At 69.9% G+C, this 20844-nt stretch carries 14 protein-coding genes and 1 tRNA gene; 10 read left to right on the top strand and 5 right to left on the bottom strand.

The features are described from left to right. The first annotated feature begins 69 nt into the window (after nucleotides 1-69). The 3 genes from gltB (at nucleotide 70) to pyk (ending at nucleotide 7841) form a co-directional block, all read left to right on the top strand. The gene (gene gltB, locus AC4D12_RS07500) at nucleotides 70-4716 is read left to right on the top strand and encodes a glutamate synthase large subunit (RefSeq protein ID WP_490949265.1); all 4647 of its coding nucleotides are present in this window, start codon (nucleotides 70-72) and stop codon (nucleotides 4714-4716) included. Continuing rightward, nucleotides 4709-6166, top strand: a complete 1458-nt coding sequence (locus tag AC4D12_RS07495) for a glutamate synthase subunit beta (RefSeq protein WP_490949264.1) — start codon at nucleotides 4709-4711, stop codon at nucleotides 6164-6166. The genes gltB and AC4D12_RS07495 overlap by 8 nt, the downstream gene beginning before the upstream one ends. 184 nt (nucleotides 6167-6350) lie before the next feature. Continuing rightward, complete coding sequence (gene pyk, locus AC4D12_RS07490; RefSeq protein ID WP_490949263.1) at nucleotides 6351-7841, top strand: pyruvate kinase; 1491 nt, start codon at nucleotides 6351-6353, stop codon at nucleotides 7839-7841. A 105-nt stretch (nucleotides 7842-7946) separates the two neighbouring features. Here pyk and AC4D12_RS07485 read toward each other — a convergent pair whose 3' ends face one another. Next, on the bottom strand, nucleotides 7947-8549 hold the full coding sequence (locus tag AC4D12_RS07485; protein WP_490949262.1) for an ANTAR domain-containing response regulator: 603 nt from the start codon (nucleotides 8547-8549) through the stop codon (nucleotides 7947-7949). 164 nt (nucleotides 8550-8713) lie between these two features. On the opposite strand from AC4D12_RS07485, the gene AC4D12_RS07480 reads away from it, so the two are divergent. The 5 genes from AC4D12_RS07480 to AC4D12_RS07460 all read left to right on the top strand — a co-directional run bounded on the left by AC4D12_RS07480 (nucleotide 8714) and on the right by AC4D12_RS07460 (nucleotide 11377). Further along, nucleotides 8714-8795: transfer RNA gene (locus tag AC4D12_RS07480), tRNA-Leu, on the top strand. Nucleotides 8796-8988: 193 nt separating this feature from the next. Beyond that, nucleotides 8989-9129, top strand: a complete 141-nt coding sequence (locus tag AC4D12_RS07475) for a hypothetical protein (protein ID WP_490949261.1) — start codon at nucleotides 8989-8991, stop codon at nucleotides 9127-9129. Between the two features lie 36 nt (nucleotides 9130-9165). Further along, the gene (gene ligD, locus AC4D12_RS07470; RefSeq protein ID WP_490949260.1) at nucleotides 9166-10188 is read left to right on the top strand and encodes a non-homologous end-joining DNA ligase; all 1023 of its coding nucleotides are present in this window, start codon (nucleotides 9166-9168) and stop codon (nucleotides 10186-10188) included. 146 nt (nucleotides 10189-10334) lie between these two features. Then, a complete protein-coding gene (locus tag AC4D12_RS07465) occupies nucleotides 10335-10955 on the top strand; it encodes a hypothetical protein (protein WP_490949259.1) in 621 nt (206 codons plus the stop codon). 44 nt (nucleotides 10956-10999) lie between these two features. Beyond that, nucleotides 11000-11377 carry a response regulator transcription factor gene (locus AC4D12_RS07460; RefSeq protein ID WP_490949258.1) on the top strand — a complete coding sequence of 126 codons (378 nt, stop codon included), beginning with the start codon at nucleotides 11000-11002 and terminating at the stop codon, nucleotides 11375-11377. A 97-nt stretch (nucleotides 11378-11474) separates the two neighbouring features. Here AC4D12_RS07460 and AC4D12_RS07455 read toward each other — a convergent pair whose 3' ends face one another. The 4 genes from AC4D12_RS07455 to AC4D12_RS07440 form a co-directional block, all read right to left on the bottom strand. Then, complete coding sequence (locus AC4D12_RS07455; RefSeq protein WP_490949257.1) at nucleotides 11475-11654, bottom strand: hypothetical protein; 180 nt, start codon at nucleotides 11652-11654, stop codon at nucleotides 11475-11477. A gap of 209 nt (nucleotides 11655-11863) precedes the next feature. Next, complete coding sequence (locus AC4D12_RS07450) at nucleotides 11864-13168, bottom strand: alpha/beta hydrolase (RefSeq protein ID WP_490949256.1); 1305 nt, start codon at nucleotides 13166-13168, stop codon at nucleotides 11864-11866. Next, nucleotides 13165-15846 carry a bifunctional lysylphosphatidylglycerol flippase/synthetase MprF gene (locus AC4D12_RS07445; RefSeq protein WP_490949255.1) on the bottom strand — a complete coding sequence of 894 codons (2682 nt, stop codon included), beginning with the start codon at nucleotides 15844-15846 and terminating at the stop codon, nucleotides 13165-13167. Before AC4D12_RS07445 ends, AC4D12_RS07450 begins: the two co-directional genes overlap by 4 nt. Before the next feature lie 147 nt (nucleotides 15847-15993). Continuing rightward, nucleotides 15994-16539 carry a hotdog fold thioesterase gene (locus AC4D12_RS07440; RefSeq protein WP_490949254.1) on the bottom strand — a complete coding sequence of 182 codons (546 nt, stop codon included), beginning with the start codon at nucleotides 16537-16539 and terminating at the stop codon, nucleotides 15994-15996. Nucleotides 16540-16735: 196 nt separating this feature from the next. Here AC4D12_RS07440 and polA point away from each other — a divergent pair, with 196 nt between their 5' ends. Next, nucleotides 16736-19384: a DNA polymerase I gene (gene polA / locus AC4D12_RS07435; protein WP_490949515.1), complete on the top strand. Its 2649-nt coding sequence runs from the start codon at nucleotides 16736-16738 to the stop codon at nucleotides 19382-19384. A 153-nt stretch (nucleotides 19385-19537) separates the two neighbouring features. Then, nucleotides 19538-20824: a GNAT family N-acetyltransferase gene (locus tag AC4D12_RS07430; RefSeq protein WP_490949253.1), complete on the top strand. Its 1287-nt coding sequence runs from the start codon at nucleotides 19538-19540 to the stop codon at nucleotides 20822-20824. Nucleotides 20825-20844 lie beyond the last annotated feature (20 nt).

The raw sequence follows: 20844 nt of genomic DNA, 5'->3' as shown, positions 1-20844 counted from the left end.
CACGCCGGGTGGCCGCGGGGCCAAGGCTGTCCCCTCCCGACGCTCCACGATGGGGGAAGGATCCTTAATATGACTGCTCCGACACCAGGAACCCCGACCGACGCTCGTCACACCGACACGCCTGACGTCGAGGTACAGGACCACGCCTCGGGGGAGACCCGCGCGGAATCCCCGTTCACGCGCTTCGCAGCCATCCCCGAGGCCTCGGGCCTGTACGACCCGGAGAACGAGAAGGATGCCTGCGGCCTCGCGGTGATCGCCACCCTCCGCGGCGAACCCGGGCACGACATCGTCGACGCCGCGCTGACCGCCCTGCGCAATCTCGAGCACCGCGGCGCCGTCGGCGCGGACGAGGGCACGGGTGACGGGGCAGGGCTGCTGACGCAGGTCCCCGACGAGTTCTTCCGTGCAGTCGTCGACTTCGCGTTGCCGCCCGCCGGCTCCTACGTCGTCGGCACGGCCTTCCTGCCCGCCGAGGCGAAGGAGGAGGAGACCGCCCGCGCCGGGCTGGAATCCATCGCCGAGTCCGAGGGGCTCGCGGTCCTCGGGTGGCGTGTGGTTCCCGTGGTCGCCGAGCTCGTCGGTTCGATGGCGCGGGCCTGCATGCCGCACTTCGTGCAGCTTTTCCTCGCGCCGGCCGACGGCGACGCCTCCGACCTCGAGGCGAAGGCGTTCCGTGTCCGCAAGCGGGCGCAGAACAAGTACGGCGTCTACTTCCCGTCGTTGTCCTCGAAGACCATCGTCTACAAGGGGATGCTCACCACGGCGCAGCTCGAGCCGTTCTACCCGGACCTGTCGGACGAGCGGTTCACCACGCGCCTCGGGATCGTCCACTCACGCTTCTCCACGAACACCTTCCCGTCCTGGCCCCTCGCGCAGCCGTTCCGCACCATCGCCCACAACGGTGAGATCAACACCGTGAAGGGCAACCGCAACTGGATGCGCGCACGCCAGTCGCAGCTCGCCAATCCGCTGCTCGGCGATTCGCCCGAGGACCTGTATCCCATCTGCACCCCCGGGGCCTCCGACTCGGCCTCCTTCGACGAGGTCGCGGAGCTGCTCACGCTCTCCGGCAGGCCCATCACCCACTCGATCATGATGATGGTGCCCGAGGCGTGGGAGAACCACGCCACCATGGACCCCGCCCGCCGCGCCTTCTACCAGTACCACTCCATGCTCATGGAGCCCTGGGACGGACCTGCCGCGGTCTCCTTCACCGACGGCCGCCTGGTCGGCGCCGTCCTCGACCGCAACGGTCTGCGCCCGGCGAGGTACTGGGTCACGGAGGACGGCCTCGTCATCCTCGCCTCCGAGGTGGGCGTCATCGACGTCGAAGCCTCCCGCGTGGTCCGCAAGGGCCGGGTCTCGCCCGGCAAGATGTTCCTCGTCGACACCGAGGAGGGCCGCCTCATCGAGGACCAGGAGATCAAGGCGGAGGTCGCCGCCGCGAACCCCTGGGGCGAGTGGGTCAAGGAAAACCTGATCCAGCTCGAGGACCTCCCGGAGCGCGAGCACGTCGTGCACACCAAGGCCTCGATCAACCGGCGCCAGCGCACCTTCGGCTACACCCAGGAGGAACTGCGCATCCTCCTCGGACCCATGGCGAAGAACGCCGCGGAGCCGCTCGGCGCCATGGGGTCCGACACCCCGATCGCCGTGCTGTCCAAGCGGCCGCGCCTGCTCTTCGACTACTTCGTGCAGTCCTTCGCGCAGGTCACCAACCCGCCGCTGGACTCCATCCGCGAGGAGCTCGTGACGTCGATGGGCGTCACCATCGGCCCGGACGGCAACCTGCTCTCCACCGGCCAGGTGCGCTCCAAGCAGATCGCCCTGAAGTTCCCCGTCATCACCAATGACGAGCTCGCGAAGATCGCCAACCTCGAGACCGAGGAGGGCGACCGCCTGACCGTCCGCGTGCGCGGCCTGTACCGGCACGACGGCGGCGAGGCCTCCCTGCGCGCGCGGCTCACGGAGATCTGCGAGCAGGTGTCCGGCGCCCTGAACCGCGGGGTCGAGTACGTGGTCCTCTCGGACCGCGACTCCAACGCCCAGTGGGCCCCCATCCCGTCGCTGCTCCTCACGAGCGCCGTCCATCACCACCTGCTCAAGAGTGCCAACCGCACCAAGACCTCCCTCGTGGTCGAGGCCGGGGACGTCCGCGAAGTGCACCACGTCGCCGTCCTGATCGGGTACGGCGCCTCCGCGGTGAACCCGTACCTCGCGATGGAGAGCTGCGAGGAGCTCGTGCGCAACGGTGACATCACCGGGGTCACGGCCGAAGCCGCCGTCGCCCATCTCATCAAGGGTCTCGGCAAAGGCGTCCTGAAGATCATGTCCAAGATGGGCATCTCCACCGTCAGTTCCTACTGCGGTGCGCAGACGTTCGAGGCGCTCGGGCTGTCGCAGGAACTCGTCGACGAGTACTTCCACGGCACGCAGACCCAGCTCGGCGGCGTAGGGCTCGACGTGATCGCCGCGGAGACCGCCGCTCGGCATGACACGGCGTACCCGCAGGACGGCATCGAGGACCCGCACCGCGGCCTCGACAACGGCGGCGAGTACCAGTGGCGCCGCGAGGGCCCGCCGCACCTCTTCAACCCGGAGACGGTGTTCCGGCTGCAGCACGCCACGCGCGAGCGCCGCTACGACATCTTCAAGGCGTACACGCAGGGCGTCGACGACCAGTCGAAGGAGCTCATGACGCTCCGCGGACTGCTGAAGCTCCGTGGCGACGTGCGCGAGCCCATCAGCATCGACGAGGTGGAACCGGTCTCCCAGATCGTCAAGCGCTTCTCCACGGGGGCCATGAGCTACGGCTCCATCTCCCAGGAGGCGCACGAGACCCTCGCCATCGCGATGAACCGCCTCGGCGGCAAGTCGAACACGGGGGAGGGCGGCGAGGACGTCGAGCGCCTCATGGACCCGGAGCGCCGTTCCGCGATCAAGCAGGTGGCCTCCGGGCGCTTCGGCGTCACGAGCCTCTACCTGACCAACGCCGACGACATCCAGATCAAGATGGCGCAGGGAGCCAAGCCCGGGGAGGGTGGGCAGCTCATGAGCCAGAAGGTCTATCCCTGGATCGCCCGGACGCGGCACTCCACGCCCGGCGTGGCGCTCATCTCCCCGCCGCCGCACCACGACATCTACTCCATCGAGGACCTCGCGCAGCTCATCTACGACCTCAAGCGGTCGAACCCGAGGGCGCGCGTCCACGTGAAGCTCGTCTCCGAGGTGGGCATCGGCACAGTGGCAGCGGGTGTCACGAAAGCCAAGGCCGACGTCGTCCTGGTGTCCGGGCACGACGGCGGGACCGGCGCATCGCCGCTGAACTCGCTCAAGCACGCGGGTATCCCGTGGGAGCTCGGTCTCGCCGAGACACAGCAGACGCTCATGCTCAACGGGCTCCGCGACCGCGTGGTGGTCCAGGTGGACGGGCAGCTGAAGACCGGCCGCGACGTCGTCATCGCCGCCCTGCTCGGCGGCGAGGAGTTCGGTTTCGCGACCGCCCCGCTGATCGTCTCGGGCTGCATCATGATGCGTGTCTGCCACCTCGACACCTGCCCCGTGGGCGTCGCGACCCAGAACCCCGAGCTGCGCAGCCGCTTCACCGGCAAGCCGGAGTTCGTGGTCAACTTCTTCGAGTTCATCGCCGAGGAGGTCCGTGAGCTCCTGGCGGAGCTCGGCTTCCGGACTCTCGAGGAGGCGATCGGCCACAGCGAGCTGCTCGACGCCCGCACGGCCGTGGAGCACTGGAAGGCCGACGGGCTGGATCTCGACCCGATCCTGCGGGGCAACGAGTTCGACTCGGGTGAACCGATGCGCAACCTCTATCCGCAGAACCACGATCTGGACCAGCACTTCGACAACAAGCTGATCGAGATGAGCGCCGACGCCCTGCAGCACCGCTCCCCGGTGCGGATCGTGCTCGACGTCGTCAACACGGACCGCTCGGTGGGCACCATGCTGGGCCACGAGGTGACGCGCACCTTCGGTCTCGACACCCTGGCCACGAACACGATCGACGTCACGCTCTCCGGCCAGGCCGGGCAGTCCCTCGGGGCGTTCCTGCCCGCCGGGATCACGCTGCGGCTCCTGGGGGACTCGAACGACTACGTCGGCAAGGGCCTCTCGGGCGGGCGGATCATCGTGCGCCCGGACCGCTCCAACGTCTTCCGCGCCGAGCACAACGTGATCGCGGGCAACGTGATCGGGTACGGCGCCACGAGCGGGGAGATGTTCCTCCGCGGCCAGGTGGGGGAGAGGTTCCTCGTGAGGAACTCCGGTGCCACGGCGGTGGTCGAGGGGATCGGCGACCACGGCTGCGAGTACATGACCGGCGGGCAGGCGCTCGTCCTCGGACCGACGGGCCGCAACTTCGGGGCGGGCATGTCCGGCGGAACCGCCTTCGTCCTCGATCTCGACCGCGCGCGCGTGAACAAGCAGAGCCTCGAGAACGGTGAGCTCCTGCTCGTCGACCTCGACGCTGAGGACATCGAGATCGTCCGGCACCTCCTCATCCAGCACGTCGAGGAGACTGAATCCACCCTCGCGGAGACGCTCCTCGGCACGTTCGAGGACACCGTCCGCCGCTTCACCAAGGTCCTGCCGCGCGACTACGCCGCGGTGCTGGACGCCCGTGCCACGGCTGCCGAACAGGGTCTCGACCCCGACGGCGAAGAGGCCTGGACCAAGATCCTGGAGGTGACCGGTGGCTGACCCACGCGGATTCCTGAAAGTACGCGAGCGCGAGACCCAGCCCCGACGGCCCGTACCGGTCCGCATCATGGACTGGAAAGAGGTGTACGAGGCGCAGGAGAAGGGTGTCCTGAAGGCGCAGGCGGGCCGCTGCATGGACTGCGGCATCCCGTTCTGCCACCAGGGCTGCCCGCTGGGCAACCTCATCCCCGAGTGGAACGACCTCACGTTCCGGGACAAGGGCCGTGAGGCGATCGACCGGCTCCACGCCACGAACAACTTCCCCGAGTTCACCGGCCGGCTCTGCCCGGCCCCGTGCGAGTCCTCCTGCGTGCTCGGCATCAACCAGCCGCCCGTCACCATCAAGCAGGTCGAGGTCTCCATCGCTGACCAGGCCTTCGGTGAGGGCTGGGTGGAGCCGCACCCGCCGGAGCGCCTCACGGGCCGCACGGTCGCCGTCGTCGGGTCCGGGCCGGCGGGTCTCGCCGTCGCCCAGCAGCTCACCCGCGCCGGGCACACGGTCGCCGTGTACGAGCGGGACGACCGCATCGGCGGCCTGCTGCGCTACGGCATCCCCGACTTCAAGATGGAGAAGATCCACCTGGAGCGGCGTCTCGACCAGATGAAGGCCGAGGGCACTCGGTTCCGCACCGGCGTGGACGTCGGCAAGGACATCAGCTGGGGACAGCTCAAGCGTCGCTACGACGCCGTCGTCGTCGCCACTGGCGCCACGGTGCCGCGCGATCTCAGCATCCCGGGCCGTGAGCTCGACGGCGTGCACTTCGCCATGGACTACCTCGTGCAGGCGAACCGCGTGGTGGCGGGCGAGGACGTCGAGGACCAGATCCACGCCGAGGGCAAGCACGTGGTGATCCTCGGCGGCGGTGACACGGGAGCCGACTGCCTGGGTACCGCGCACCGGCAGAAGGCCGCCTCGGTCACGACCCTCGCGATCGGGCAGCAGCCGCCCACGGAGCGCCGCCCGGACCAGCCGTGGCCCACGTTCCCCACGCTGTTCGACATCGCCAGTGCCCACGAGGAGGGTGGCGAGCGCCGCTACCTCGCCTCCACAGTGCGCTTCGTCGGTGACGGCGGCGTGCTTCGCGGCATCGAGGTGGCAGAGACGGAGTTCGTCGACGGCCGCCGCGTCCCGAAGGCCGGCACGGAGCGCGAGATCCCCGCGGACCTCGTGTTCCTCTCGCTCGGCTTCACCGGGGCGGAGCCCGCAGGCATCACGGAGCAGGTCGAGGCAGCGTTCGACGAGCGCGGCAACCTGGCGCGCGACGGCTACTACATGACGAACACGCCCGGCGTCTTCTCGGCCGGCGACGCCGGTCGCGGACAGTCCCTGATCGTCTGGGCCATCGCGGAGGGCCGCGCGTGCGCGGCCGCCGTGGACACGTGGCTGATGGGGTCCACCAAGCTGCCCGCTCCCGTCGCACCCACCGACCGCTCCATCGCGGTCCTGTAAGGCAGATCGGCGTCCGGATCCGCTGTATCGGGTCCGGACGTCGTCCTGCGCCCCGCACCCGGCCACGCCCCGGCTCCAGCCGGTCCTGCCGCCCCGTCATCACCTCCAATCCGACCACCCGGGCAAGGTTCACCCGATCCCGCCCGGAGCCACCACCAGACCTCAACCCGATTAGGCTAGGTTCATGAGACGCGCAAAAATCGTTGCAACATTCGGCCCCGCGATCGCCAGCTACGAGAACACCCTCGCTGTGCTCGAGGCGGGCGTCGATGTCGCCCGGATGAACATGAGTCACGGCGACTACACCGTGCACAGCGACACCTACAACAACGTCCGGCGTGCGTCGGCGGAGCTGGGTAAGCCCGTCGGGATCTTCGCCGACCTCCAGGGTCCGAAGATCCGCCTCGGCCGTTTCGCCGACGGGCCTCACGCGCTCGCCCCCGGGGACGTCTTCACCATCACGGTCGAGGACATCGAGGGCACACAGGAGATCTGCTCCACCACGTTCAAGGGACTCCCGCAGGACGTCAACGTGGGGGACCTCCTGTTGATCGACGACGGCAAGGTCACCCTCCGGGCCACGGCGGTCGACGACGTGAAGGTCACGACCGAGGTGGTCGTCGGAGGAATGGTGTCCAACAACAAGGGCATCAACCTCCCCGGCGTCGCCGTGAACGTCCCCGCGCTGAGCGAGAAGGACGAGGATGATCTCCGCTGGGCCATCCGGATCGGCGTCGACATGGTGGCGCTGTCCTTCGTGCGCGACGCGAGCGACATCCGCCGCGTGCACGAGATCATGGACGAGGAGGGCCGTCGCGTCCCCGTCATCGCGAAGATCGAGAAGCCCCAGGCGGTGGATGCGCTCGAGGAGATCATCGACGCCTTCGATTCGATCATGGTGGCCCGAGGCGACCTCGGCGTCGAACTGCCGCTGCAGGACGTCCCGATCGTCCAGAAGCGCGCCGTCGAACTCGCCCGCCGCTGGGCCAAGCCCGTCATCGTGGCCACGCAGGTCCTCGAATCCATGATCGACAACCCCCGGCCCACCCGCGCCGAGGCCTCCGACTGCGCGAACGCCGTGCTGGACGGGGCCGACGCCGTCATGCTCTCGGGTGAGACCAGCGTGGGCAAGTACCCGATGGAAACCGTGAAGATCATGAACGACATCATCGAGTCCACGGAGCGCCACGGCCTCGAGCGCGTCCCGCCGCTCGGCAGCAAGCCGAAGACCCGAGGCGGCGCCATCACCCGGGCCGCCGTCGAGATCTCCGACCAGCTCGACGCGAAGTACATCTGCACCTTCACGCAGTCCGGGGACTCCGCCCGGCGGCTGTCGCGTCTGCGCCCCAAGAAGCCGGTGGTCGCCTTCACGCCGGTGCAGTCCACGCTCAACCAGATGTCCCTCATCTGGGGCATCCAGCCGAAGCTGGTCGAGTTCGTCGAGCACACCGATCAGATGACCGCGCAGGTGGATCGCGTGCTGTTCGAGCAGGGGCTCGTGGAGGTGGACGACCTCGTGGTCATCGCGGCCGGGTCACCTCCCGGACAGGCCGGCTCCACCAACTCGATCAAGGTGCACCGCGTGGGTGACATCACCGACGCCGGTCAGCTCCCGGATGATCACACGTCCTTCATCAAGGAGGACGTAGGCCCCTGGCCCCTCAAGAAGAAGTAGTCCGAGAACACGAACTCGCCGGTAACACGAAGGACCCCCGCCCATCCGGGCGGGGGTCCTTCGCGTTGTTGTCCTGGTGTTGTCCTGGTGGTCCTGCTCGGGCGGTCAGTTCACCTGGTTGATGATGGTCTCCGCGACCTCGCGCATGCTGAGGCGGCGGTCCATGGAGGTCTTCTGGATCCAGCGGAAAGCCTCGGGCTCGGTGAGGCCCATCTTCGTGGTCAGCAGGCTCTTGGCGCGTTCCACCAGCTTGCGCGTGGCGAACTGCTCCTGCAGATCGGTGACCTCGGCCTCGAGCGCCTTGATCTCCTCGTGTCGCGACATCGCGATCTCGATGGCGGGGATCAAGTCTGCGGGGGTGAAGGGCTTGACGACGTACGCCATGGCTCCGGCGTCGCGTGCCCGCTCGATGAGTTCCTTCTGGCTGAACGCCGTCAGCAGGACCACCGGCGCGATCCTGGCCTTCACGATCTGCTCGGCCGCCGTGATGCCGTCCATGACGGGCATCTTGACGTCCATGAGGACGAGGTCCGGCTTGTGCTCCATAGCGAGGGCCACGGCCTTCTCGCCGTTGTCGGCCTCCGCCACCACGTCGTAGCCCTCGCCGCGCAGGATCTCGATGATGTCGAGCCGGATGAGCGTCTCGTCCTCGGCCACGATGACCCGGCGGGCGGGTCCGGCGGGCGTGGACTCGGTGGATTCAGACACTGGTGCTCCTTGATGACGACGGCGATGCGGAGGGTGAGGGCGCCGCAACGCCTGTTCCCGCTTCCAGCCTATCGGCATGTAGAGTTGTTTCGCGCACGGGCCGGGAGATGAACCCGCCTCGTCATCCGCCTCCCGCGCTGCGGGAGGACCGGCGCGCAGGCACGGCCCGAATGGCGGAATTGGCAGACGCGCTGCACTCAAAATGCAGTATCGAGAGGTGTGTGGGTTCGAGTCCCACTTCGGGCACCCGACGGATCCTCGCCCATGGCTCACGGGCTCGGCCTCACGGAAGGCCCCCTGCTCCGCGTCCTGACCGGCTGGCCGTCAGTGCACTGACCACGCGTCACATTGGTCCCATGCAAAGCACGCTGCTGGTATCCCGGGTGCTTCGAGCTCACGCTGAGGCGATGGAAACCGGTCTCACGAACGGGGTGAGCGCATGAGCGCCACCCGCTGCACCTGTGTCTGGAGCGCCCGCCCCCTCGTGCGGCTGCTCATGGATCCCGTCTGCCCCGCCTATACGCTGCACGTGCTGCACGACGGCTCCGGGAAGGTACCGGACCGCGCGGCGGACGCCTGACCGGCGTCGCGCCGGCCCCGCGGGTACATTGAGCGCATGGCCAGCGAAGCGATGACCCTCGACGTCGACGGTCCGGAGGGCGTGCGCGCCGTCCGGCTCTCCAGCCCCTCCCGCGTCCTCTGGCCCGCGGCGGGCATCACCAAGCTCGATCTCGCGCGTTACGTCATCGACGTGGCGCCGGCCTTCCTCCGCGCCAACGGGGACCGCCCCGTGTCCCTGCAGCGCTTCGGGGGCGATGTCGACGGGGAGCACTTCTTCAGCAAGAACCCGCCGAAGGGTGCGCCCGACTACCTGCAGAGCGTCACCGTCACCTACCCGAGCGGCCGTTCACACCCGCAGGTGGTGCTCCACGAGCCGGCGTCCATCGTGTGGGCGGTCCAGATGAACACGGTCGTGTTCCATCCCTGGGCATCCAGGGCCGGAGCCACCGATACGCCCGACGAGCTGCGCATCGACCTCGATCCTCAGCCCGGCACCACCTTCGGCGACGTCATCGCCGCTGCCCACGCACTGCGCGCCGTGCTGCGCGAGGCCGAGCTCGAATCTTTCGTCAAGACCTCCGGCAACAGGGGGCTGCACGTCTTCGCGCCCATCGAGCCCGAGGCCGAGTTCCTCGAGGTCCGTCGCGCCGTCATCGCCGCAGCCCGCGAGCTCGAGCGACGCATGCCGGAGCGCGTCACCACGGCCTGGTGGAAGGAGGAGCGGGGAGAGCGGATCTTCGTCGACTTCAACCAGGCGAACCGCGACCGCACCATGGCGGGCGCCTACAGTCCGCGCGCGCTGCCGCACGCCGCGGTGTCCTGTCCCGTGACCTGGGACGAGCTCGACGACGTCGACCCCACGCGCTTCACGGTCCTCACCGTCCCCGAACGCCTGCGCAGCGTCGGCGACCCGTGGGAGCACCTGCACGCCGCGCCCGGGCGCATCGACGTGCTGCGCTCGTGGTGGGAGCGGGACGTCGGGAACGGGCTCGGGGAACTCCCCTTCCCGCCGGACTTCCCCAAGATGCCCGGGGAGCCGATGCGGGTGCAGCCGAGCAGGGCCCGTACCCGCGACTGATCGCGGCTGTCAAGGGGACAACGCGGGTACATCCGGCACGGGTACGGGAGTGGGCGCGCTGGTAGACAGAGTCAAACGCCGTCGCGCCGCCCCTGAAGGGCGGACCGAAGACCGAGCCGGTTCGCCGCCCGGCTGCTGAGAGATCCATGAAGAAGCCCCTGCTGTCCTCCGCCCTCCTGCTCGTCCTGCTGACCGGCTGCGGCGGCAATCCCGCCACGGGTCCGGAACCTGCCGGACCCACGCCGAACCCGGCCGAGACCGCGACCGAGCAGGCGGAGGCGCCGTCGGACGCCCCCTCGGTCGAGGGACTCAGGGATGCGGGAAGCGGCACGTTCGCCTTCCTCGTCGACGAGACCAAGGGCGAAGTGCTGCTGCCGGCGGAGGCGCCCGCCGATGTCGAGGCGCTCCGGACGGAGCTCGGCGAGGACGCCGTGACCTACGCGCTGGTGACCGTGCAGAATCCCGACGGTGCACTGACGCTCGATCTCGGCGCCGTGACCGTCTCCACGCCGGAGGGGCAGGACCTCGAGTTCCGCCCGGCGCCGACCGTCATCGAGGAGTGGGGGGCGGCAGCGAACAGCGGCGAGGCGAACCCGGAGGTGGTGGGTCTCGTCGAGGAGTACAGCGGAGGGGCGCTGCCCGGGGCGACGAGTGAGATCCTCATGATCGGCCTGTTCCCGGAGGTTCCCGACATCGTGAGGACCGTCATGGTGCAGCCCGCCGACGGACGCGAAGCGGTCGAGGCGACGGTGCGTCCGGAGTCCTGAGCACTCGCCCCCTCGGCGCCGACCGCGCGGAGTAGGCTTGCGTCATGCCGAGCATGGATCCCACCCGCACCGCCGTCGTCATCGAGGACGACGACGATGTCCGGGACCTGCTGCACACCGTCCTCACGGCCTCCGGATTCAGGGTCCACACCGCACCGGCGGGGCTGGCGGGCGTCGAGATGGTGCGTCGGCTCACGCCCGACGTGGTGACCCTCGACGTCGGGCTGCCCGACATCGACGGCTACGAGGTGGCCCAGCGTATCCGACGTTTCTCCGCCACCTTCATCGTGATGCTGACCGCGCGAGCCGACGCGGCTGACCAGCAGCGTGGACTGGACGCCGGAGCAGACCGGTACATGAAAAAACCGTTCCGGCCGGCCGAACTGCGCCGCCACATCCAGGAAGGCATCGCGCAGGCCTGACGGGACGATCCCTCGCCCGGAGCCGTCCGTTCCCTGCCGCGGACCCCACCGCAGTGATCCCGCGCGCGGGCCGACGGCCATCCGTCCTGGACGCCTGCTAGTCGTCCTCGCCGCGTGAGTCGTCATCGAGGTCGGTGTCGATCCCGTTGTTGTCGTCGTAGTTCCCGGTGTCGGTGCCGGAGTTGTCGCTGTCCTGGTTACCGAGGTCGCAGCCCCCGAGGAAGAGCGCGCAGACGGCGAAGAGGGCGGCGAGGGGCTTCAGGGGGCGAGTGGCCACGGTGGGGCTCCGTTCGGTAGGTCGGAATGGCACGGCCGATGTGAGCGATGGCCGTGATCGATGAGAGGAGGGCTTTGCGGGCCGTGGAGGCTGGTTCAGCGACCGGTTCCCACGGTAGGCAGCGCCACGAAACGATCGCAACAACGCCGAGACCGACCGCTCCTCCTTGCGCACCGGAGGCGTACGTGAGGCGTACGGCGTTCGCGCCGTCAGCTCCCGTCGGGGCCGGCGACCACCCCGTACCGCTGCATCAGCCAGTCGAGGTTGTTCTGCAGTCCCGCTTTCCACGCCTCCCAGGTGTGACCGCCCGGTACCGTCTGCAGGCGCACGTCCACACCGGCCTGCTGCATCGCCGCCGCCACCTCCTCGCCCTGGGGCCGGTAGAAGGCGTCATCGGCTCCGACCGTGATGGTCCCTGCCGAACCGGGCAGTGACGTCCCCTTGATGATGTCGAGAGGATTCTGGGCGGCGAAGGCGGCGGCATCGCCGGCGAAGTAGTCGGTGACCAGGGCGTCGCGGCCGGCTTCGATGGTGGGGGCGTCCTCACCCGAGATGTCGAGGAAGGTCGGGTAGACGTCGGGATGACCGGCGGCGAGCGTGAGGGAGCAGGTACCCCCGTAGGAGAAACCGCCGATCGCCCAGTCCGTCGGGTGCGAGCCGACGCCCAGGGTCGACCTGACCCACTGGGGCACGTCGGTGGCGAGGTACGTACCCGCTCGCCCGTAGGCGCTGTCGAGGCACAGCGACGGCGTGGGACCGGTGCTGGCCGCGGCGTCGGGCAGGATCACGACGGGTGCGAGCCCCTCGTGCGCCGCCGCGTAGGCGTCCATCACCGCGGGGAGCTGACCTCCGGTGATCCAGTCCTCCGGACTTCCCGGGTCACCGTGGATCAGGACGAGTACGGGCACGTTCGCCGGCGTCGAGGCGAGATAGGCGGGCGGTAGGTACACGTAGGCCGCACCGGCGACCACCCCTGACACGGTGCCGGGGATGGTGGTCTGGTAGACCGAGCCGGACGCGGGCATGTCCGACGGCGGTGTCCAGTCCGCCTCGGTGGTCAGGGGCCCCGTGTCCTCCGGAGCATCGATCGCTCCGAGGTGAGGTACGGCGTCGCCCCCGCTGATGGCCCTGAGCGTCGGGTAGGAGCCGTAGTAGGCGTTGATCCCCAACGCCGCTGCGGTGACGATCATGATGGGCGCGAGGACGGCGACGCAACGCTGCCACCAGCGTGGACGCGTCAGCACCCGCGCCGCACCGAGGACCACACCGGTGATCGCCAGTCCGCCCACCGCGTAGAACCACGTGGGCTGCGGTGCGCCCCAGACGTTGAGGAGGTCCTCCGTCACGAACCGGGCGAGCACACCGCCGAGGGCGCCGATCAGGAGGGCGGGCAGCACCCTGCGGAGGAGCCACCGGGGCCGGCCCGCCGCGAGTCCGCCCAGCGCCACCGCGCCGACCACGGCGATGAGCGTGGGGGCCGGGCCGTCGATGAGGTCCCAGTCGAGGGGGTTCACAGGCGCTCCTTGAATGACGACGACGTCGACGGGGACGACGACGGGGTCGACGGGGACGACGACGGGGACGACGTCGGGGTCGACGTCGACGGGGACGACGTCGGAACGACCGCGGGGGAGGGCGCGTCCGCTCCGGCCCTCGCCGTCGTCGGGTGCCGCTCCCGGCGTGGGCGGGCGGTGAGCAGGCGCCAGAGGTCGGTGGCACCGGCGTCGGGCGCGTACGCCGCGGTGATGGCGCGGCCGATGGCGGGAAGCGCTGCTGCGTCCTCGAAACACAGGTACAGCGGCACGTAGCGCGGGCCGAACTTCGCCTTGAAGGCGAACAGGGACCGGAATCCGTACACGGGTTCGAGCGCACGCCCCACGAGGGCGAGGATCCGGTCGAGGGTGTCGGTGGCCTCGGCGCCGTCCGGCCCGGCGCCGCTCCGCGCGAGGGGGGCGCCGGACAGGCTCAGCCGGGTGAAGCCCTCGGCCTGGAGGTCGAGGGCGGCCTGCGCGATCAGCACCTCGATGCTGTGCTTGAACCCGGCGCCGCGGCGGCGCATGAAGTCCAGCGTCCAGCCCGTGACCCGGCCGTCCTCGTGGATGGGCAACCAGGAGGCGACGGCGTGCACGGTGCGCTCCGCGTCGATCACCACGGAACAGCGCACGTCCGGATCGATCAGTTCGTCCACGCCCCCGAGGGTGAAGCCCATCTCCGGCAGCGCCTTGTCCGCCACCCACTCCTCGGAGATGCTCCTGATCTGGTCGAGGATCACGAGGGGCACACGGGTGGTGTCCACCCATTCGGTGTGCACGCCGTGCTTGCGGGCCTGGTTGAGTGCCGTCCGGATGTCCTGGAACTTCTTGCCCGTGAAGGCGAGGCCGCCGAGGTCCAGCACCGTCTCCTCGGCGACCTGGAGCCGGCGGAAGCCCGCGGGCTCCAGGAGGTCGGCGATCGGACCGGGCACGGAGTAGAAGCACGGTGTCCATCCCTGGTCGTGGCAGAAGGCGGTGAATCCGTGCACTGCCGCTGCCGCGTCGCCACGCGGGCCCACGGGACCGGCGAGGGTGAGCGCCACACCGCCGATCACGCGGTAGGGGACGTAGGAGGCCGCGCCGAACCAGTAGGTGTTGCCGGGCCACAGTCCCATCCACGTCATGGAACCGGAGCCGTCCGCCCGGGCGATCCCGCGGGCCCTGTCCCGGTCGGCGTCGCCGGGGGCGCTCCGCACCGAGCGGAAGGACCGCAGCAGCAGCGCGCCCACCACGGCCCAGAACGCGATGCAGATCCACTCGTAGAGGATGATCGCGGCGCTGCCGTCCGGTAGGAACGCGGGGTACACGTGGAGCGTCACGGCGACAGGGAGGAGCCGCTGGGGGAAGTCGGCCAGGAGGAGGGGCGCCGTCGCGACCGGACTGAACTGGCCTGCCACCGCCAGGCCCACACCGACGTACACGATCGCAGCGGCGACGAGCGCCGCAGCCACGCGCCGGGCGATCGCGCGATGGGTGCCGGGCGCCGCCTGCACCACGAACAGGCGCCGGACGACGACGAGCAGGACGATCAGCACGACCGGCTGCAGCGCCGGCACCACGAGGTCCGCGAGGACCCGCTCGAGGCGCGCGCCCTGCAGCAGGGCGGTGAGCTGGCCGTCGGCCCGGTGCTGCAGGTACGCCAGGAAGGTTTGCACCGAGAGAGCGGCGAGCGCTGCCTGCACGACGACGGTCCCGATCCACGCCGAGCGCCGGCCCCTGCGCAACCCGTCCGCGAGGACGAGCAGCAGGAGGCTCGGCAGACAGGACATCACCACGCCACCGAGCCCCGCGCGCGCCTGCACCTGGGCCTCGGCGCACTCGCGGACCGCGCTGCCCGGCGCGCACGCCGCGCGCACGGCCTCCGGCGTGGCCCCCTCCACCGAGGTGAAGAGCAGCCCCAGGACCGCGAACGGCCCCGTGGCGTGCGGTGCCAGCGCGGCGAGGACGGGCCCGACGGCGGCGGCGACGCTGACGAGCGCGACGAGGACACGCGCCTCCCTGATGGACGGCGCCGCAGGGCGGGTCAGCCGCCGGCGGAGCACCAGCGGACCGGCGGCGAGACCCACGAGCGACGCGACCAGGAGGGCGATCGACAACAGTGCGCCGCTGTAGAGGACGAGGGTCAGCGGGAGGAGCACACCGAGGACGCGGAGCCTCCGCCGCCAGAGCGGGCCCATGGTCGCGCTCGCGGCCATGACCGCCGCGAGGACCCCGACGACGGGCCCGCCGAGCGTGCTCCCGGCGACATCCCCGGCCCAACGCGGGAAGAGGGGAGCGACGACGACGTTGAGGAGGGCGGCGCCGAGGAGTGCCGCGCTCTGGCCGACCACCACCACGACGGCGAACCGCCATGACCCGAGGCGGACCTCGGCGAGCACCCCGAGGGTCGCGAGGACGAGGGTCGCACCGATGTAGGAGGGGAGGTCGGTGGCCCAGCCGAGCGAAAGCAGCACCGCGAGCGGCTGGTCGAGGACGGTGTCGGGATCGAAGAGGACACGCATCGCGAGCCCGGGCGGAGGACCCGAGGGCAGCGCTCCGGTTCCGAGACCGAGGAGCCACAGCACCAGGATCGCGGCAGCGGCGACCGGCGCCCTCCGGAGGGCCGAGCGCGGGAGACGGACGGGAAGCGATGCGCCGTCGTCGTACGTGCCGTTCCTCATGGTGCTCCCGTGCGTGGCTCCGGCGTCGCACCGCCGGAGGGCGATGCCGGCGCGCCCTGTCCAGCAGGGCGCGCCCGTGTCAGTATCAGAGCGTCCGCTGGAAGCCTGCTGGAGGCACCTCGGGAGTTGGCTGGACGAGCAGGTGGGTCAGGAGCGGGCGTCCCTGATCATGTTGGTGATGCGCGCCGTGGAGAGCCGCCGGCCCTGGTCGTCCCGCATGACCACCTCGTGCGTGGTCAGTGTGCGGCCGAGGTGGATCGCGGTGGCGGTGCCGGTGACGAGCCCGGAGGCGATACTGCGGTGATGGGTGGCGCCGACCTCGATGCCCACCGCCTGCCGGCCCGCGCCGGCGTGCAGCCCGGCCGCGAACGAACCGAGCGTCTCCGCCAGGACCACGTGCGCGCCGCCGTGCAGGATGCCCGCGACCTGCTGGTTCCCCTCCACCGGCATCGTGGCCACGGCGCGCTCGGCGCTCATCTCGGTGAACACGATGCCCATCTTCACGGTCATGGCGCCCACCCCGTACCGGCCCAGCCAGGCATGGAGGTGCGGAGGTATCCCGGCGGCGACGAGTTCGGCCCGGCGCTCCTCGGTGACGTGCTCGGCGATGTCCTCCGTCGTTGGTTCGGTGACGCTCTCGGGCTGCTCGCGCGGGGCGTCGTCGTCGCCGGTTCGGGTGCGGTTGTCTTCCATGCGAACTAGGCTGGCACCTGTGACTGAATCGACCAAACCTGCCGACACCCTGACCATGGATGCTCCCGCCGACGCTGCGTCCGACACGTCGGGTGACGCGGCGTCCGACACGACCGGCGCGCCTGCGGAGTCGCGCGCGGCGTCCCGGCGGAGCGACGGTTCGCGCAACAGGCTGCTCGTCATCGACGGTCACTCCATGGCGTTCCGTGCGTTCTACGCCCTGCCGGCGGAGAACTTCGCCACGGACACCGGTCAGCACACCAACGCCGTCTACGGTTTCACCGCCATGCTGATCAACCTCATCAAGGACCAGAAGCCGAGCCACGTGGCCGTGGCGTTCGACCTCGACACCCCCACCTTCCGCTCCGAGGAGTACACGGAGTACAAGGGTGGCCGGAACAAGACGCCCGAGGAATTCCACGGGCAGGTGGATCTGATCATCAAGGTCATGGAGGCCATGCGGATCCCCACCATATCGCTCGACGGTTACGAGGCGGACGACATTTTCGCGACGCTCGCCGCGAAGGCCGCGGCCGCGGACTGGGACGTCCAGGTGGTCAGCGGCGATCGCGACGCGTTCCAGCTCGTCAACGACCGCGTCACCGTGCTCTACCCCAAGCAGGGCGTGACCAACATCCCGCAGATGGACGCGCAGGCCATCGAGGAGAAGTACTTCGTGCCGCCCCACCAGTACTCCGACCTCGCCGCGCTGGTGGGTGAGAGCGCCGACAACCTCCCGGGCGTACCGGGTGTCGGCCCGAAGACGGCAGCGAAGTGGATCAAGCAGTACGGCGGGCTCGAGGGCATCCTCGAGAACCTCGACAAGATCGGCGGGAAGGTGGGTGACTCCCTCCGCGCCAACGTGGAGCTCGTGGTCCGGAACAGGCGCCTCAACCGCCTCCACACCGACCTGGACCTGCCGGTGGAGATCGAGGCGATGCAGCAGCAGCATCCCGATCGCTCGGCCGTGGAAGACCTCTTCGACTCGCTGCAGTTCAACACGCTGCGCAAGCGCCTGTTCGACCTCTTCGGCGAGGAGGAGTCGGAGGAGACCGGGGACGAGCAGAGTGCCCCCGCGCACGTGCTCCTCGACGACGCGGCGGCTCTCACCTCCTGGTTCGCCTCGACGAACCAGGCCCAGGCCGCCGTCGCACTCGCCACCGAGACCACGGGGGGCGTCACCGACGTGGTCGGGATCGCCGTCGTCACCGCCCTGCACGCCGCGCTCATCCCGCTGGAACCGCTCGACGCCGAGGCGGAGACGGTGCTCGGTGCCTGGCTCGCGAGCACCGACGCGCCGAAGATCGTCCACGACTTCAAGGCCGTGTTCAAGCTGCTCGCCGAGCGGGGGCTCCTGCTGGCGGGCGAGGTGGACGACACCGCGATCTCCGGCTACCTGATCCAGCCCGACCGCCGCAGCTACGACCTCGCGGACCTCGCCCAGTACCACCTGCGCCTGTCCATCACGGCGTCCGCGAACGATTCCTCCGGCCAGCAGGCCCTCGATCTCGGCGGGAACGACGTCGCGTCCCCCGCCGTGGTGGCCGCCTACGCGTCCCTGCGCCTCAGCGAGCACTTCGCGGGTCAGCTCGTGGAGAAGGGCGCCAACCAGCTGCTCACGGGTCTCGAACTACCCCTCGCGGAAGTGCTCGCGCGGATGGAGCGGACGGGGGTCGCCGTGGACGTCCCCGGGCTCGACCGCCTGTACGACGATTTCTCGAAGACCATCTCGGCAGCCGGCGCGGAGGCCTACCGGATCATCGGCAAGGAGATCAACCTCGGCTCGCCGAAGCAGCTGCAGACCGTCCTCTTCGACGAGCTGGAGCTGCCGAAGACCAAGAAGATCAAGACCGGCTACTCCACGGACGCGGACGCCCTGACCGATCTCATCACCAAGACGGGGCACCCGTTCCTCGAGCAGCTCCTGGCCTACCGTGACGCGATGAAACTGCGCCAGACCGTCGAGGGCCTCCGGAAGGCCGTGGACGACGACGGCCGCATCCACACCACGTACCTCCAGACCATCGCTGCCACCGGGCGTCTGTCCTCGACCAACCCGAACCTGCAGAACATCCCGGTGCGCTCGGACGAGGGTCGCCGCATCCGCGAGGTGTTCGTCGTCGGGCAGGGACGGAACGGCGAGCGGTACGAGAGCCTCATGACGGCCGACTACTCGCAGATCGAGATGCGCATCATGGCGCACCTGTCGGGGGACGAGGGACTGATCTCCGCGTTCCAGGAGGGCGAGGACCTCCACCGGTTCGTCGGCTCCCACATCTTCGGTGTGGCGCCGGAGGACGTCACGAACGCGATGCGCTCGAAGGTGAAGGCGATGTCCTACGGTCTCGTGTACGGCCTGAGCTCGTTCGGTCTGTCGAAGCAGCTGAACATCTCCGTGGACGAGGCGCGCACGCTGATGCGCGACTACTTCGAACGCTTCGGTGCGGTGCGGGACTACCTGCGCGGCATCGTGGAGCAGGCCCGGAAGGACGGCTTCACCTCGACGATCGAGGGCCGCCGGCGCTACCTGCCCGATCTCTCCAGCGACAATCGGCAGCTGCGCGAGATGGCCGAGCGCGCGGCGCTCAACGCACCGATCCAGGGATCCGCGGCCGACATCATCAAGAAGGCGATGCTCGGTGTCGACGAGTCACTGACCACGCGGGGCCTCGCCTCGCGCATGCTGCTCCAGGTGCACGACGAACTGGTCCTGGAGATCGCCGAGGGGGAGGCCGAGGAGGTCGAGGCGCTGGTCCGCCACCAGATGGGCAGCGCGGCCGACCTCACGGTGCCGCTCGACGTCTCCGTCGGCACGGGGACGAGCTGGCACGACGCGGCGCACTGACCTGGCCGAGCCCGGCAGGCACTGCACACCCTGCGCCCCCTGCACGTGCAGGGCGCGCGGTGTGAGCGGTGCCGGCAGTGCGGCAGTGCAGGCAGTACGGAAAGGCACTGTCCGCTGACTGGACGGCGGCGGCGCAGCGCCTAGGGTTGTGGTGTGAGCGACACCACCAACCTCCGGACCGAGATCTTCACCCCCGACGACGCCGCCCCCGGCGGGCGCTTCGCCACGTGGCTCGACGCCGAGGGGATCGGCTTCCACGATCCCACCTTCGACCCCGAGGACGTCCCGAAGTTCCTGACCGCCTACCAGGCGGACCAGCGCGTCCTCTGGGGCGTCCATGACGACTCCCAGCGTCCGGAGGCCCTCGGCGCCGGCTATCCCGTGGGAACCTACGGCACCATGGTGCATCCCCTCAACGTGGGCCGCTCACAGATCGACGCGCACCAGATCACCGCGGTGAGCGTGCGGACGAGCCACCGGCGCAAGGGCGTCCTGCGGGGCATGATGACCCGGGACCTCCACGAGGCGAAGGAGAAGGGGCTCGCCCTCGCCGTCCTCACGGCGTCCGAGGCGACCATCTACGGCCGCTTCGGTTTCGGCTGCGCCACGTTCACCCAGAGCGTCGAGGTGGACGTCCGGGAGCGCTTCGAGGTCACGGCGCCCGCGACGGGCACCACGACCCTCGTGAGCCGGGATCACGCCGTCGCCCTCGTGGAACGCGTCTTCACCGCCTTCCACGCCGCGACCTTCGGGTCCGTGGGCCGTCAATACGCCTACGCCCGCCGCGCGTCCGGCGAGTGGGGCCGCGAGCGTCCTGTCGAGGACCGCGCCGTCCGGACCGCCGTCCACTTCGACGCGTCGGGGGAACCGACGGGATACGTCGCGTACAGGTTCGCCGGCTGGGACACCACGCCGTACACCATGAAGGTCGTGGACCTGGTCGCCGCGACACCGTCCGCCTACCTCGAACTCTGGCGCTACCTCGGCTCCCTGGACCTCGTGCAGGTGGTCACCTGGGACGAGGCACGCCGGGACGACGCCCTGCCCTGGGCGCTACGCGACCGCCGGTGCTACCGCGTGAAAGGCACGGAGGACGTGCTCTGGGTCCGCCTGCTGGACGTCGCCGCCGCGCTCACCGCCCGGTCCTACGGCGCGGACGGCAGCGTGGTGCTGCGCGTGCTCGACGACCTCGGACTGGTGGACGGCACCTACGCGCTGGAGGTCGCGGACGGCAGCCCGACGGTCACCCGGGCGGAGGCCGGGCACGAACCGGACGCCACCGTCACGGTCAACACCCTCGGGTCGCTGTACCTCGGCGGCGTGAAGGCCTCGGCGCTCTCGGCCGCGGGCGGCATGACGGACCACACGGGGACAGCCGTCGGGCAGCTCGATGCCCTGTTCGGCCTCGCTCGGGACCCGTACTGCATCACGCACTTCTGACGTCACGCTGCTTTGACCCC

This window comes from Arthrobacter sp. TJ-266 (genome assembly GCF_058269115.1).
Note: the sequence above shows the minus strand (reverse complement) of the source record. Positions and strands in the feature narration are given on the sequence as shown.